The sequence below is a fragment of the Streptomyces sp. JLSY215 genome (genome assembly GCF_059682825.1).
This window is the reverse complement of record NZ_CM185022.1, coordinates 2,539,281-2,555,242: the sequence shown is the minus strand read 5'-3', so window position 1 is coordinate 2,555,242 and position 15,962 is coordinate 2,539,281. Positions and strand designations below refer to the sequence as shown.

At 70.5% G+C, this 15,962-nt stretch carries 11 protein-coding genes; 9 read left to right on the top strand and 2 right to left on the bottom strand.

Annotated features, from left to right (window positions below; genetic code table 11):
- Positions 1 to 82: 82 nt before the first annotated feature.
- The gene (locus AC5677_RS11405) at positions 83 to 1,132 is read right to left on the bottom strand and encodes a LacI family DNA-binding transcriptional regulator (protein ID WP_497194914.1); all 1,050 of its coding nucleotides are present in this window, start codon (positions 1,130 to 1,132) and stop codon (positions 83 to 85) included.
- 25 nt (positions 1,133 to 1,157) lie between these two features.
- Entirely contained in the window at positions 1,158 to 2,780 is a 1,623-nt protein-coding gene (locus AC5677_RS11400; RefSeq protein WP_497194913.1) for a glycoside hydrolase family 13 protein, read from the bottom strand.
- A gap of 224 nt (positions 2,781 to 3,004) precedes the next feature.
- Here AC5677_RS11400 and AC5677_RS11395 point away from each other — a divergent pair, with 224 nt between their 5' ends.
- The 9 genes from AC5677_RS11395 (at position 3,005) to pulA (ending at position 15,921) form a co-directional block, all read left to right on the top strand.
- On the top strand, positions 3,005 to 4,291 hold the full coding sequence (locus AC5677_RS11395) for an extracellular solute-binding protein (protein WP_497194912.1): 1,287 nt from the start codon (positions 3,005 to 3,007) through the stop codon (positions 4,289 to 4,291).
- Positions 4,288 to 5,223 carry a carbohydrate ABC transporter permease gene (locus AC5677_RS11390; protein ID WP_497194911.1) on the top strand — a complete coding sequence of 312 codons (936 nt, stop codon included), beginning with the start codon at positions 4,288 to 4,290 and terminating at the stop codon, positions 5,221 to 5,223. The genes AC5677_RS11395 and AC5677_RS11390 overlap by 4 nt, the downstream gene beginning before the upstream one ends.
- Before the next feature lie 2 nt (positions 5,224 to 5,225).
- Positions 5,226 to 6,077, top strand: coding sequence for a sugar ABC transporter permease (locus tag AC5677_RS11385; RefSeq protein ID WP_497194910.1), 852 nt, complete (start codon positions 5,226 to 5,228; stop codon positions 6,075 to 6,077).
- Position 6,078: 1 nt separating this feature from the next.
- Positions 6,079 to 7,695: a glycoside hydrolase family 13 protein gene (locus tag AC5677_RS11380; protein ID WP_497194909.1), complete on the top strand. Its 1,617-nt coding sequence runs from the start codon at positions 6,079 to 6,081 to the stop codon at positions 7,693 to 7,695.
- On the top strand, positions 7,692 to 8,735 hold the full coding sequence (locus tag AC5677_RS11375) for a LacI family DNA-binding transcriptional regulator (protein ID WP_497194908.1): 1,044 nt from the start codon (positions 7,692 to 7,694) through the stop codon (positions 8,733 to 8,735). Before AC5677_RS11380 ends, AC5677_RS11375 begins: the two co-directional genes overlap by 4 nt.
- 111 nt (positions 8,736 to 8,846) lie before the next feature.
- Complete coding sequence (locus tag AC5677_RS11370) at positions 8,847 to 9,932, top strand: hypothetical protein (protein WP_497194907.1); 1,086 nt, start codon at positions 8,847 to 8,849, stop codon at positions 9,930 to 9,932.
- A 121-nt stretch (positions 9,933 to 10,053) separates the two neighbouring features.
- The gene (locus AC5677_RS11365) at positions 10,054 to 12,495 is read left to right on the top strand and encodes a hypothetical protein (RefSeq protein WP_497194906.1); all 2,442 of its coding nucleotides are present in this window, start codon (positions 10,054 to 10,056) and stop codon (positions 12,493 to 12,495) included.
- A gap of 43 nt (positions 12,496 to 12,538) precedes the next feature.
- A complete protein-coding gene (locus AC5677_RS11360) occupies positions 12,539 to 12,709 on the top strand; it encodes a hypothetical protein (RefSeq protein ID WP_497194905.1) in 171 nt (56 codons plus the stop codon).
- 470 nt (positions 12,710 to 13,179) lie between these two features.
- Positions 13,180 to 15,921, top strand: coding sequence for a pullulanase-type alpha-1,6-glucosidase (gene pulA, locus AC5677_RS11355; protein ID WP_497194904.1), 2,742 nt, complete (start codon positions 13,180 to 13,182; stop codon positions 15,919 to 15,921).
- Positions 15,922 to 15,962 lie beyond the last annotated feature (41 nt).

Here is a 15,962-nt window from a genome sequence, read left to right as displayed (position 1 = left end):
TATCCCTCTCCGGGCGGATACGGACCGTGGAAAACACCCGGGAAAAACCAGCGGAAAATCCGGCCGGACCCCGATACCCGTCTCAGGGTGTACGGGCCGGCCGGGGAACCTTCGCCGTCCTCGGAACCGAAGCGGTCGAACCGCGCACCACCAGCTCGGGGTGGAAGACGAACTCGCTGTGCGGCGCGGGGGTGCCGCCGATCTCCTCCAGGAGCGCCCGCACCGCCGCCTGCCCCATCGCCGTGACCGGCTGCCGGATCGTGGTCAGCGGGGGATCGGTGAAGGCGATCAGCGGGGAGTCGTCGAAGCCGACCACGGACATCTCGCCCGGTACCTCCAGCCGCCGCTGCCGCGCCGCGCGGATCGCGCCCAGCGCCATCATGTCGCTGGCGCACACTATGGCCGTCACCCCGCGGTCGATCAGCGCGCCGGCCGCGGCCTGCCCGCCCTCCAGGGTGTAGAGGGAGTGCTGGATGAGCGGTCCCACCTCGGCCGGGCCGAGATTGAGGCGGTCGCGCATGCTGCGGACGAAACCCTCGATCTTGCGCTGTACGGGCACAAACCGTTCGGGCCCGAGCGCCAGCCCGATCCGGCGGTGGCCGAGCGCGCTGAGGTGCGTGACCGCCAGATCCACCGCGGCCCGGTCGTCGGGGGAGACGAACGGTGCCTGCACCTTGTCGGAGAAGCCGTTGATGAGGACGAACGGCACTCCCTGGCCGCGCAGCTGCGCATAGCGCTGCATATCGGCGGAGGTGTCGGCGTGCAGACCGGAGACGAAGATGATGCCGGCGACGCCGCGGTCCACCAGCATCTCGGTCAGCTCGTCCTCCGTGGAGCCGCCCGGGGTCTGCGTGGCGAGGACCGGTGTGTAGCCCTGGCGGGTCAGCGCCTGCCCGATGACCTGGGCGAAGGCCGGGAAGATCGGGTTGTTGAGCTCGGGCGTGATCAGCCCGACCAGGCCCGCGCTGCGCTGCCGCAGCCGTACCGGGCGTTCGTAGCCCAGCACATCGAGGGCGGCGAGCACCAACTGGCGGGTGCTTGCGGAGACGCCGGGCTTTCCGTTGAGAACCCGGCTGACGGTGGCCTCGCTGACACCCGCCTGTGCTGCGATATCGGAGAGCCGGGCGGTCATGGGATGGGACTGTACCGGGCGCATGTCAGATTGCCCACCAGGTGCAGCTGTCACCGGGGACCACGGCCGACGCGCCGTCGACGGTCACCGGGGCGCTGGAGAGCAGCGGCCGTCCGGGCAGCGGGAGTTCCACCGCGCGGGTGAGGGTGTTGACCGTACACAGCACGCCGGGGCGGCGGAAGGCGAGCAGCCCCTCGGGGGCCGGCTGCCAGCTCATCTCCCCGTCGCCCAGGCCCGGCAGACGGCGGCGGAGGCCGAGGGCGGTGCGGTAGAGCTCCAGGGTGGAGCCGGGGTCGCCGGTCTGTGCCTCGACGGTCAGCGGGCGCCAGTCGGCGGGCTGCGGCAGCCAGCTGCCGCCGGGCCCGAAGCCGTACGGGGGCGCGTCGCCGGACCACGGCAGGGGCACCCGGCAGCCGTCGCGGAATCCGTCCTGGCCGTTGGCGCGGAAGAAGGAGGGGTCCTGGCGGACCTCGTCGGGGAGGTCGGTGACCTCGGGCAGGCCCAGTTCCTCGCCCTGGTAGAGGTAGACCGAGCCCGGGAGGGCGAGCATCAGGAGGGCGGCGGCGCGGGCGCGGTCGAGGCCGCCGCCGAGGCGGGTGCGGTGGCGTACGACGTCGTGATTGGACAGCACCCACGTGGCCGGGGCGCCGACGGGCCGCATCGCGTCGAGGGACTCGTCGATGACGGTGCGGAGGTCGGTCGCGTCCCAACGGGTGTTGAGGTAATGGAAGTTGAAGGCCTGATGCAGCTCGTCGGGGCGTACGTAGAGCGCCAGCCGTTCGGGGCTGGGGGCCCAGGCCTCGGCGACGCCGATCCGCTGCCCGGGGGTGCCGCCGCCTGGCCGGGGGCCGGCGGAGTAGTCGTCGAGCAGGCGGCGCCAGGAGCGGTGGATGGCGTGCACGCCGTCCTGGTCGAAGAAGGGGAGGATCTGGGTGCCGATGAGCTGGGCCTGCTCGCCGTGGCCGATGTCCGGCAGGCCGGGCGCCTTGACCATGCCGTGGGCGACGTCGACGCGGAAGCCGTCCACGCCGAGGTCCAGCCAGAAGCGCATGATGGCCTCGAATTCGGCGTGGACGTCGGGGTTGTTCCAGTCCAGGTCGGGCTGTTCGGGGGCGAAGAGGTGGAGATACCAGTCGCCCCGGTCGGTGCGGGTCCAGGCCGGGCCGCCGAAGACCGACTCCCAGTCGTTGGGCGGCAGCTCGCCGTGCTCACCCTTGCCGGGCCGGAAGACATAGCGCTGCCGGGCGAGTTCGGGGTCCAGGAACCACGGGTGCCGGTCGGAGGTGTGATTGGGGACGATGTCGACGATCACCCGCAGATCCGCGTCATGGGCGGCGCCGATCAGGTCCCGGGCGTCGTCGAGGCTGCCGAAGAGCGGGTCGACGGCGCGGTAGTCGGCGACGTCGTAGCCGCCGTCGGCCTGCGGTGAGGCATAGAACGGGGTGAACCAGACGGCGTCCACGCCCAGCGCCTTGAGGTACGGCAGCTTCCCGCAGGCGCCGCGCAGATCTCCGATGCCGTCGCCGTCGCTGTCGGCGAACGAGCGGACGTAGACCTGATAGATGACGGCGTCCCGCCACCATCCGGGACCTCGGTGTGGTGCGGGGGCCTGGGGGGCGGGGCTGGGGGAAGTGAGCTCCTGGGTCATCTGCCGTCCCTGTCGAGGTCAAGAGGCCTTGGTGCCTTCACGGAATCAACGCTCGGGCGGGCGCGGGGTGACGGTGCCGGGGTGCCGCGGGGGCGCCGTTCCGGCCATCTTGCTGCAATATCTTCCAGAAATCTTGCAGCAATTTGCCGCAAAGTCTTTCCGAGCTGGTTTCCGCGCTGTTACGTTCCTGACCGCCATCTGAGGCGATTCCCTAAGGAGTTCATATGCGGCGTGGCATACCTGGCGTACGCGGAATCACCGTCACCGCACTGGTGGCGGGCCTGGCGCTGACGGCGAGCGGATGCGGCGGAGGGGACGGCGGCGGCAACGCCGGCAGCGGCGGCGAACTGTCCGGAACGGTTACTTTCTGGGACACCTCCAACGACGCCGAGAAGGCGACCTACCGCAAGCTTGCCGAGGGCTTTCAGAAGGAACACCCCAAGGTCCACGTTCAGTATGTGAACGTCCCCTTCGGCGACGCCAACGCCAAGTTCAAGAACGCCGCCGGCGGCAACTCCGGTGCCCCCGACGTGATGCGCACCGACGTCGCCTGGGTCGCCGACTTCGCCAACCTCGGCTATCTCGCCCCGCTCGACGGCACCCCCGCCCTCGACAAGACCGGCGACTACCTCCCGCAGGCCGTCGGCTCCACCAAGTTCAAGGGCAAGACCTACGCCGCGCCCCAGGTCATCGACACCCTCGGCCTCTTCTACAACAAGAAACTGCTCAAGGACGCGGGCGTCGACGTGCCCAAGACCTTCGCCGAACTGGCCGGCGCCGCCAAGAAGATCAAGGCCAAGACCGGCGCCACCGCCCTCTACCTGCGCGGCGACGACCCCTACTGGTTCCTGCCCTACCTCTACGGCGAGGGCGGCAACACGATCGACGCCCGCTCCAAGACCGTGCAGATCGACAACGCCGCGGGCGTGAAGGCCTTCCGCGCCATCAAGGACCTGGTCGACTTCAAGACCGCGATCACCGACGCCACGGACGGCCAGGACAACCAGCTCAGGGCCCTCAAGGACGGCAAGGTCGCGATGGCCGTCGACGGCCCCTGGGACATCGAGGGCGCCCGCGCCGGCCAGGCCTTCAAGGACAAGAACAACCTCGGCGTCGCCCCCGTGCCCGCGGGCAGCTCGGCGCAAGGATCCCCGCAAGGCGGCTGGAACCTTTCCGTATACGCCGGCAGCAAGAACCTGCAAGCCTCCTACGCCTTCGTGAAATACATGAGCTCCGCGAAGGTGCAGCAGGAGACGACCGAGAAGCTCAGCCTGCTGCCCACCCGTACCTCCGTGTACCAGGTGCCGGCCGTCAAGCAGAACGAGATGGTCAAGTTCTTCAAGCCCGCCGTCGACAAGGCCGTACAGCGCCCCTGGATCGCCGAGGGCAACTCCCTCTTCGAGCCGATCAAGGTCCAGATGAACAAGGTGCTCACCGGCGCCGACACGCCCGAGCAGGCCGCCAAGGCGACCGGCGCCGCCTACCGAAAGCTGCTCAAGGACTACAAGTGACCCTCGCTGTACGGGTGCGCCGGGCCCTTGGCACCCACTGGTACGCATGGACGATGGTCGCCCCCGTGGTACTGGTCATCGGGGTGATCATCGGCTACCCGCTGGTGCGCGGCGTCTTCCTGTCCCTCACCGACGCCAACGAGGCCAACGTCCAGCGCGACATCGGCGTCAACCACATCCCCGCCACCTACAAGTTCACCGGCCTCGACAACTACACGGCGGTGCTCTCCGACGGCGTCTTCTGGGACCGCCTCGGCTGGACCGTCCTGTGGACCGTCGCCTGCGTCTCCCTCACCTTCCTCATCGGGCTCACGCTCGCCAACATGCTCAACCGGACGCTGCGCGGCCGCACCTTCTACCGCCTCGCGCTGATCCTGCCCTGGGCCATCCCCGCCTTCATCTCCGTCTTCACCTGGCGGATGCTCTACAACGAGAAGAGCGGCCTCCTCAACAAGCTGCTGTCCGGCGGCGGCATCGACGCCATCCCCTGGCTCAACGACCCGACCTGGGCGAAACTTTCGGTCATCGCCGTCAACGTCTGGCTGGGCGTGCCGTTCATGCTGGTCACGCTCCTCGGCGGCCTGCAGTCCATCCCCGGCGAGCTGTACGAAGCCGCCGAAATGGACGGCGCGGGACCCTGGCAGCGCTTCCGCCACATCACCGTTCCCGGCCTGCGCGCGGTCAGTGCCACCGTCATCCTGCTCTCCACCATCTGGACCTTCAACATGTTCCCGGTGATCTTCCTGCTCACCCGGGGCGGCCCCGGCGACGCCACCGAAATCCTGGTGACCTACGCCTACCGGCTCTCCTTCGTCGACAGCCCCCGCAACTTCTCCGAGTCCGCGGCCTGGGGCGTCCTCATCCTCGTCCTGCTCTCGATCGTCGCGGTCGTCTACCGCCGGGCGCTGCGCAAGCAGGGAGAGGTGTGGTGACCATGACCCGTGAACCCGCGCCCCGCCGGCGCAACCAGCGAAGCCGGGCGGCATCCATCGGCCTGCACACGGCCCTGGTCCTCGCCGCGGCAGTGGCCGTCTTCCCGCCGCTCTGGCTGCTGGTGACCTCCTTCAAACCCAAGACCGACGCCTTCACCACCAGCGTCGTCACCCACCCCACCCTCGCCAACTACACCCACGTCCTGGCCGACACCGAATTTCTGACCTGGTTCCGGAATTCCGTTGTCATCGTCGGACTGACCACCGTCCTCGGCGTCTTCATCGCGGCCACCACCGGCTACGCCGTCAGCCGCTTCCGCTTCCCGGGCATGCGCCCGCTGATGTGGCTGCTGCTGATCACCCAGATGTTCCCGGTGGCCGTACTGATCGTGCCGCTGTACAACCTGATGGCGACCCTGGGCCTGCTCAACCAGCCCGCCGGGCTGGTCATCACCTACCTGACCATCGCCGTCCCGTTCTGCGCCTGGATGATGAAGGGCTTCTTCGACACCATCCCGGTGGAGATCGACGAATCGGGCCGGGTCGACGGCCTCAACCCCTTCGGCACCTTCTGGCGCCTGGTCCTTCCGCTGGCCAGGCCCGGACTGGCCGTCACCGGCTTCTACACCTTCGTCACCGCCTGGGCCGAGGTCGCCTACGCCTCCGCCTTCATGACCGGCGAGGAGAACCTGACGCTCGCCGGCGGCCTGCAGACCTTCGTCAACCAGTACACCAACGACTGGGGTTCGATGACCGCCGCCGCCGTGATCATCGCCGTACCGGCCGCGCTCGTCTTCGCCTTCGCCCAGCGCCACCTCGTCTCCGGCCTGACCGCCGGCACCACCAAGGGATGACATGACCGCACAGCACAACGTCACTCCTGCCACCGACTGGTGGCGCGACGCGGTGATCTACCAGGTCTATCCGCGCAGTTTCGCCGACGGCAACGGCGACGGCATGGGAGACCTGGCGGGCATCCGCGGCCGCCTGCCCCATCTCCGCGACCTGGGCGTCGACGCCGTCTGGCTCAGCCCCTTCTACGCCTCCCCTCAGGCCGACGGCGGCTATGACGTCGCCGACTACCGCGCCATCGACCCGATGTTCGGCACCCTCTCCGACGCCGAGGCCGTGATCCGCGACGCTCATGACCTGGGCCTGCGCATCATCGTCGACATCGTCCCCAACCACTGCTCCGACCAGCACGAATGGTTCCGCCGCGCGGTCGCCGAGGGCCCGGGGTCGGTCGCCCGCGAGCGCTTCCACTTCCGCAAGGGACGCGGCGAGAACGGCGAGCTGCCGCCCAACGACTGGGAGTCCATCTTCGGCGGCCCCGCCTGGACCCGCCTGGCCGACGGCGAGTGGTACCTCCATCTCTTCGCCCCCGAACAGCCCGACTTCAACTGGGAACACCCCGCCGTCCAGGACGAGTTCCGCTCCATCCTGCGTTTCTGGCTGGACCTGGGCGTCGACGGCTTCCGGGTGGACGTCGCCCACGGTCTCGTCAAGGCGCCCGGCCTGCCCGACATGGGCCACGGCGAACAGCTCAAGCTCCTCGGCAATCAGATCCTCCCCTTCTTCGACCAGGACGGCGTGCACGACATCTACCGCAGCTGGCGGGCCGTCCTCGACGAGTACTCCGGCGACCGCATCGCCGTCGCCGAGGCCTGGACCCCCAGCGCCGAGCGCACCGCCCTCTACCTCCGTCCCGACGAGCTGCATCAGGCCTTCAACTTCCATTACCTCAACACCCGTTGGGATGCGACCGACCTCCGCACCGTCATCGACGAGTCCCTCGACGCGATGCGGCCCGTCGGCGCCCCGGCCACCTGGGTGCTGTCCAACCACGACGTCGTACGCCACCGCACCCGCCTCGGCGGCAGCCTCGACCGCGCCCGCGCCGCCGCCCTCCTGATGCTGGCGCTCCCGGGCTCGGTCTACCTCTACCAGGGCGAGGAACTGGGCCTGCCCGAGGTCACCGACCTCCCCGACGAGGTCCGCCAGGACCCCTCCTTCTTCCGCGCCAACGGCCAGGACGGCCTCCGCGACGGCTGCCGCGTCCCCCTCCCCTGGTCGGGCGACGCACCCCCGTACGGCTTCGGCGACACCGGCAGCTGGCTGCCGCAACCCGCCGACTGGGCACCGCTCACCGCCCAGGCGCAGACCGGCGCCCCCGACTCCACCCTGGAGCTCTACCGCACCGCCCTCGACCTCCGCCGCACCCACCCGGCCCTGGGCGCGGGCGACACCGTCGAATGGCTCGACGCCCCCGCCGGCGTACTGGCCTTCCGGCGACCCGGCGGCCTCGTCTGCACGGTCAACACCACCGAGGCGGCGGTGAAGCTGACCGAGCGCCCCGGCCGCGTCCTCCTCTCATCCCTTCCCCCCTCTCACCTCTCCACTTCCCGTCACCTTTTGAACACCGAAGGTGACTGCGTGGTTGCAGCCGACACCACCGTCTGGTGGGAGGAGTGACCCTGCCGACACCCCGCCCCACCCCGCGCCTGGCCGACATCGCCGCCCAGGCGCAGGTCAGCGAGGCAACCGCCAGCCGCGTCCTCAACGGCAAGGCAGGCGTCGCGGCGAGCACCCGGCACCGTGTGCTCGCCGCCCTCGACGTCCTCGGCTACGAACGTCCGGTACGCCTCAAACGCCGCAGCGCGGGCCTGGTCGGCCTGGTCATCCCCGAACTCACCAACCCGATCTTCCCGGCCTTCGCCCAGATCATCGAGCAGTCCCTGGCGGGCCACGGCTACACACCGGTCCTGTGCACCCAGATGCCCGGCGGCGCAACCGAGGACGAACTCGTCGAACAGCTCGAGGAACGCGGTGTCACCGGCATCGTCTTCCTCTCCGGCCTGCACGCCGACACCGCCGCCGACCCGTCCCGCTACACCCGCCTGACCTCACGAGGAGTCCCCTACGTCCTGATCAACGGCTACAACGACCGCATCGACGCGCCCTTCGTCTCACCCGACGACGGCGCCGCCGCCAGGATGGCCGTACGCCACCTGGCCGAGCTGGGCCACGAACACATCGGCCTCGCCGTAGGACCCGCCCGCTACGTCCCCTCGCGCCGCAAGGCCGAGGGCTTCGCGGCGGCGCTGGAGGAGTCGTTCGGCCTGTCGAGGGGGCAGGCCGAACGACGCGTCCGGCACACCCTGTTCAGCGTCGAGGGCGGCCACGCGGCCGCCGCGGCGCTGCTCGACGACGGGTGTACGGGCATCGTCTGCGGCAGCGATCTGATGGCGCTCGGCGTCGTCCGCGCGGCCCGCCAACGGGGCCTCGGCGTCCCCGGCGACCTCTCCGTCGTCGGATTCGACGACTCGCAGCTCATCGCCTTCACCGACCCACCGCTGACCACGGTGCGACAGCCGGTACAGGCGATGGCGACAGCGGCGGTCGGCGCACTCATCGAGGAGATCCAGGGAAACCCCGTACAGCGCACCGAATTCGTCTTCCAGCCGGAACTGGTCGTACGGGGCTCCACCGGCCCGGCCCGCCCGCCGCGGTGAGGCCGCCCCGGCACCGGGCGTTCCCGTTGCCGGACCCTTCGGGCACGCTTGTGGGCGGCCTCGATACGTTCCAGGTCAACGGGGGACGGGCACACAACCGGGGGACAAGCCATGACGATCACTCCTCACCTGGTGGCGAAGTACCGGATCCCAGGGGTCCAGGACCTCTCGACGGGCGGAGGGTGGTTCGTTCGGAGCACGCCGCTTCCGCGGCTGATGCTCAAGGATCCGGACTCGCTGCGGGTGTACGAGCTGGGCGAGGAACTGGAATTGCTCGCCGCTTTCCCCAGACCCTCGTCACGCCGGGGGTACATGAGAGACCGGGTTGCTCCGGACCTGTCCTTCGTGGTGTTCCAGGGAGAGACCTCGTACACCGCCGTCGACCGGGACGGTAACCGGATGTGGCAGCGGTCCTTCGGCGTCTGGCCTGCAAGCCGTGCCGGGCACGTCGGCTTCGCCATGGCGGGACCGTACCGAGAAGCCCAGACCCTGTTGCGACTGCCTTCCGGCGCCGTCGGCAAGACCCTGTTCGTCGCGCTGGACACCGCGGGAAACGAGCTGGCGCGCAGCGTCCTCCCGTGCGGCGGAGACGAGCGGTTCGTCCACCTGGCGTGGGGATCCGAGGGGTACCTGACGGGTGTGCACGCATCCGGCGGTGGAGCAAAATCGACGCTCCATCAGGCATCCCTGGTCTGCGGCCATATCGTCCTCGGAAAGAAGATGACCGCCCGCGCCGGAGCGCCGGCTCCGCGCGACCGGATCGTCTTGGACGTGAATCCGTCGGGCACCGGGGAGATGAGCGTCGACGAACACGGCCGGGACGTCCGCTGGCACCGTTTCCCGTCCTCCGAAGTGGCGGCGGTACTGCAGCTCGGCGACTTCCCCCCACCGGGCACGGGAGACTGCGCGGTCCATGACCGGCCGTGGATCTCCAGCCGGGGCGGCTATGTCGACGCGGACACCGCCCTGGTGACCCTGCACAACTCGTACGACGAGGCCAGGGTCCACATGTTCGGCTGGGACATCTGGGAGGAGCACAGCCACTGGCTGGCCGACCCGGCGACCGGCCGGCTCCACGGCCGGATCGCATACCCGATGCGCGACGTCGACAACGTATGGCTCCTTGGTGACGGCACCTGGCTGACCGCGGAACGGGACACCCTCCACCGCTGGTCGGCGCCGGGGAACGAGCGCTGAATCCGGCCGCATCCCCCGCCGAAGGACCAGGTCGGAGGGCCTTTCGCCGACGCCGGACGGGATTGTCAGACCCCCCTGTCAACATGTCTGTCACGTAACTCCGTTGAACCGAGGCGCCGCAATGAATTCCCCTGAGCAGACAGCGTTCAAGATGGCCTTTCAGCTGGCCGACCCGTCCCTCTACGGTCCGTTGCTCACCCGGTTCCGGACCGAGGTCCGCTCGTTGCTGAGCACGCAGAAGGAACTGCCGTCCCAGCTGGTGGAGGCCGTTGCCGCATCCGGCGACCTGGAGCTGTGCGCCGCTCTGTTGGGCAATTCCCATCCGGACCTGTGCGATACGGCGAGCCTCCTGAAGCTCGCCGGACTCGGCGCCCCCGGGCTCGCACGCGGCCTGTTCCGGATCGCACGGGAGCAGGCGGAGCCCGGGGTCCAGGCGGCCGTCCTCGCTGCCGCCGACCCCGCCGACCCCGGCTGGTACGCGCCGGGCGGGCTCGTCGAGATGCTGCTCGGGGAGGCGCGGAGCAGCATGCTCGCGCCTGCCCTGAAGGGCCCGTTCCCGGAAGTCGTTGCGCACGCCACGCGGGTGCTCGTATCGGACCTTCCGCTGCCGGTGGCGCTGGATGCCTGCGCTGTCCTGCTCGCGCACGGCGGTCCGCAAGCACTCGCCGACCTGGCCGACACCCTCGACGGGCCCGCCCACCCCGGTCTCCTGGCGCTGCTGCACGAGGCCGCCACCGCGCCCGACGCGGCCGCGCTGCTGCGGGACCGGCGCGCGCCGGGGGAGTGGACCGACCTGGCGGCCGTCTCCGTACTGCTGCGGATACGCGGCGACGTCGGAGACATGGACCGCATGCCGGTCCAGGTGCCCCTCGACTGGGATCTGATACGGCGCGAGCACGAGCGGAGCCCGTTCCGCGGCCGACGGCTGATGGCCCTGAGCAAGTGGCCCGACTGCCCCGAGGACCTCGTCCTGGAGGCATTCCGGAGCGAACCGCATCAGTCGGCGCATTACACCGCGCGGCTGCCCATGGAGACGCTGCTCGGCCCCGAGGCCCGCGAGCGGCGCTTCGACCTCGATGACCTCATCCCGCGTGGCGTGTCCGCGGGCTGGCTGCCCCTCGATCGCGTCCTGGCCGAGGCGGCGCCCGCCCGCAAGGTCCTGGCCGCCCTGGAGTACGACCACGAGCCGACCCGTAAGGCCGTCGCCGAGCTGATCGCTCCGCTCGGGGACGACGCCACCGCATGGCTGACCTTCTACAAGCGCCTGCGCCGCTTCGAGGGCTCCGCCACCGAACTGATCGCCAAGGTGTGCGCCACGACCAGGCGCGTCACCGAGTGGCCCGATCCGCTGGGCCCCGGCGAGCCGGGCAAGGAGGAAGCGGTGGGTGCCCGCCGGGTCTTCCTGGACCTCTTCGGCTGCGCGCCGGAGGAGGTGCGGGTCGCGCTCGTACCGCATCTGGACATGCGGGCCGTCCAGCATCTGCTGGCCATCGGCACGCCGTCGCCGCGCGTCTGCGCCGAGCTCGTCGCCGTCCACGGCCCGGAGCTGGCGGCCCACACATCCGACATCGTCCTGGTCAAGGAAGTGATCGACGCGCTCCTGGACCGCGATGACCCGCTCATCAACGCCCAGCTCTTCGACGATCACCGACTCGACCAGAAGGAGCGGATACGGATCCTGGCGGGCGTCGGCCGGAGCGGCGGGGCGGTTCCCGTCCACGATGAGCTGATCTCAAAACTCCGGCACCGCCGCCTCAACGACGGCGGCCGCCACATGGTCGCGGCAGGTATCACCTCCGGTGACGCCCAGGTGCTCGAGGTCGTACTGGACCGGCTCAGGCTGTACACGGAGGCCGGCCGGCTGCGCCTGGTGATCGCACTGTGGGAGCGCCAGGGCCCGGACACCGTCCGCGCGCTGCTGACCCAGGACCGGTTCGACCAGGACAAGCGCTCCTGGCCCCTCCGCACCGGGCGGGCGATTCTGAAGGCCCTGGACACCCCGGGCGGCCTGGACAGCCTGCGCGAGCGGCTCACCGCAGAGGAGGACCCGGCCCGGGTGGTGGCCTTCCTGCGCAACGTCCGCGACGCCGACGAGGCCGCCGCCTACACCGACCGCATCGGCAAGGCAGTCTCCGAGGGCACCACGCTCCCCTGGGACGCGCTGATACGGACCCACGCCGAGGATCCCCTGCCGGCGGGCCTGCTGCTCGCGCTCGCGGAAGACAGGGACTGCCCTCGGGCGCTGCTCCAGAACTGCCTGGCCGACGTGCACCTGTCCCGCGCCGAGTGGTGCGTCGGGTCCGCCCTCCGCCGGGGCTCACTCGCCTCCGAAGACCTGGTGCACCACGCCCATCCGGCCGCAGCCGTTGTCGACTACCCGTCCCTTCCCTACCAGCGGCTCGGGAAGGGCGCCTGGACCCAGGCCCGCGCCGAGGCCCGGAAGCTGGCCCAGGAACACCTCGGCTCGAACGTCGAGGCCTGGGCCGTGGCCCTTCGCCTGCTGCCGGAGTTCCACGGCACGGTCCCCGAGCTCATGGCCACGGCAGGCGCCGTCGCCGGCTGACGCGGCAACGGGCGCCCTTGCTCCCGCCTCCTGGGCGGCGTACGTGACGAACGCCGCCCAGGACCCGGGCGGCACCGCGCGCCGCGGGCCGTCCTTGTCCCTGGAGTCGCGGATGGAGAGTCAGCGCTTCAGCGCCACCCCACGGGGCGCGGGCCTCGCCCGGTACCCAGCAGTCCGCCAACTCGACGTATGGGGGCTTCCCGTACGGGAGTGAGGTCTCCGCATCGGTCGCGCTGATCGTCGGTGAACCCGCCAATGCCGCCACCCACGGCCGCGTACCCGGCCGCGACTTCGAGCTGCGGCCCACCCGGCTTTCGGGGTCGGCCCGCCCCGGCAACCTGCGTATCGCGGTCGCTGACGCCTGTACGGAGCCGCGTCCGCCCGGGACCGGTGTGGTGCGACTCCCGCCTCCCGAGAGCGAGTTCGGGCGCCGACTCGCCCCGGTCGGCGCACTCGCCTCCTGCCGGCGGGTGGAGGAGCGGCCGCCGCCGGGCAAGACCGTCGTCGCCGAATGCTTCTTCAGGCGTCTTGAGGTCCGTGAGGCCGGTCCGGCCGGCCGGGCGCGTAGGGCCCGGGTTGCGGGCCTCCGGCCGGCCGGACCGGCTACCGCAGGAACTTAACACCCTTGCAATATCTTGCGTAAGGTCTTGCAGTCATCAATCAACGCCGCTAGAACCAAGACCCATGCCCTCCACGGAACTCCGGTACCGGCCTCGCAAGCGCCTGGCCGCCGCCCTCGCCCTCGGCGCGGCCGCCCTGCTCGTCACGCCCCCGCAGCAACAGGCGCACGCCGCCCCGCCGGGCCCGGCCAAGGCCGAGGCGCAGTGGATCGACCGCGACACCGTCGTCTGGAAGGGCGCCGAACGCGCCCCGGCGCAACTGGAGTTCGGGGACCCCGGGGCACCCGCGCACCGCCTGCGCCTGACCCCCGGCACCCTCACCCCCGCCGAGCGGACCGCCTACCCCCACCTGAAGGACTTTCCCGCCTTCACCGTCGACCCGCGCGACCGCGGCCTGGCCCGCAACGCCTTGCGCAACAGACTGATCGCCACCCAGCAACGCGCATCGGGTGCGTCGCCCGCCACCACCGGCGTCCAGATACCCGGCGTGCTGGACGACCTGTACGGACGCGCCGCTCAACACACCCGCCTGGGACCGACGTTCGACGCCGGTCACCGCCCCAGCCTCGCCGTCTGGGCGCCCACCGCCCGCACCGTGGCGCTCGAACTGGACGGCCGTACGGTCCCGATGCGACGCGACGACACCACCGGCGTCTGGCGCGCGCAAGGAAACCCGTCCTGGACCGGAAAGCCGTACCGGTATGTCGTCCGCGTCTGGGCGCCCAGCGTCGGCAGGACGGTCACCAACAAGGTCACCGACCCCTACTCCACGGCGCTGACCGCAAACTCTTCCCGCAGTCTCGTGGCGGATCTCGGGGACCCTCGGCTGGCCCCCCAGGGCTGGTCGCAGCTGAAGAAACCCGTTGCGGTCCCCTTGCGCAAGGCCCGCATCCAGGAGTTGCACATCCGCGACTTCTCCGCCGAGGACCGCACCAGCCGCCACCCCGGCCAGTACCTCGCCTTCACCGACACCCGCTCGGACGGCATGCGCCACCTGAAATCCCTTGCAGCGGCCGGAACGTCTTACGTTCACTTGCTGCCGGCTTTCGACGGCGCCACCATCCCCGAACGCCGCACCGACCAGCAAGACCCTGCGCAACAACCCGACTGCGACCTCGTCACGCTGCCCGCCGACTCCGACCGGCAACAGGAATGCGTCGGCGAGACGGCCGCCCGCGACGCCTACAACTGGGGCTACGACCCCCTCCACTACACCGTCCCCGAAGGCTCCTACGCCTCCGACCCCGGCCCTGCTTCCGGGGGTTCGGCAAAGAGCACAGGCGGCGCGCAGCCGAGCGGACCACGCCGCACCCTCGAATTCCGCCGCATGGTGCAGGGCCTGAACGGGATCGGCCTGCGCACCGTCATGGACGTCGTCTACAACCACACCGCGGCGAGCGGCCAGGACCCGAAGTCGATCCTCGACCGCATCGTCCCGGGCTACTACCACCGCCTCTTGGACGACGGCAGCGTCGCCACCTCCACCTGCTGCTCCAACACCGCACCCGAGCACACCATGATGGGCAAGCTCGTCGTCGACTCCGTCGTCACCTGGGCCAGGCAGTACAAGATCGACGGCTTCCGCTTCGACCTCATGGGACACCACCCGAAGGCCAACATCCTGGCCGTACGCAAGGCCCTCGACGCCCTGACCCCGGCCCGCGACGGCGTGGACGGCAAGGCGATCATCCTCTACGGCGAGGGCTGGGACTTCGGCGAGGTGGCGGGCGACGCGCGCTTCGTCCAGGCCACCCAACGCAACATGGCGGGCACCGGCATCGCCACCTTCAGCGACCGCGCCCGCGACGCGGTCCGCGGCGGGAGCCCCTTCGACGCCGACCCCCGCGTCCAGGGCTTCGCCTCCGGCCTCTTCACCGACCCCAACTCCTCACCGGCCAACGGGGACCCGGCAGCCCAGCGCGCCCGCCTCCTCCACTACCAGGACCTCATCAAACTCGGACTGACCGGCAATCTGGCGGACTACACCTTCACCGACACCACCGGTCACCAGGTCAAGGGCTCCCAGGTCGACTACAACGGCGCCCCCGCCGGATATGCGGCCGCGCCCGGCGACGCCCTCGCCTACGCCGACGCCCACGACAACGAAACCCTCTACGACGCCCTCGCCTACAAGCTTCCGCCCACCACCTCGGCCGCCGACCGTGGCCGTATGCAGGTCATCGCCCTGGCCACCGCCGCCCTCTCCCAGGGCCCGGCCCTCTCCCAGGCGGGCACCGACCTGCTCCGCTCCAAGTCCCTGGACCGCAACTCCTTCGACAGCGGCGACTGGTTCAACGCCCTCCACTGGAACTGCACCGACGGCACCGGACCCGGCATCGGCAACGGCTTCGGACGCGGCCTGCCCCCGGCCGCCGACAACAAGGACAAGTGGCCCTACGCCCGTCCCCTCCTCGCCGACCCGGCCCTCCACCCCGACTGCGCCACGATGACGGCCACCTCCGCCGCCTACCGCGACTTCCTCCGCATCCACGCCACCGAACCGGACTTCGGCCTCCCCACCACCGCCGACGTCCAGTCCGCCCTCTCCTTCCCCCTCTCCGGCACACAAGAGACCCCGGGCGTCATCACCATGCGCCTCGGCCACCTCGTCGTCCTCTTCAACGCCACCCCACACCTCCAGACCCAGCGCCTCCCCGCCGCCGCGGGCACGCCGTACACCCTCCACCCCCGCCAGGCCCACGGCTCCGACCCCATCGTCAAGTCCGCCTCATACCAAGAGAGTTCGGGAACTTTCACCGTCCCACCCCGCACCGTCGCCGTCTTCACCCGTACCCCGGCCCCTTAATCGGAGATCATCGGGCCGGGGCGGCCGGAATGTGTGAGGGT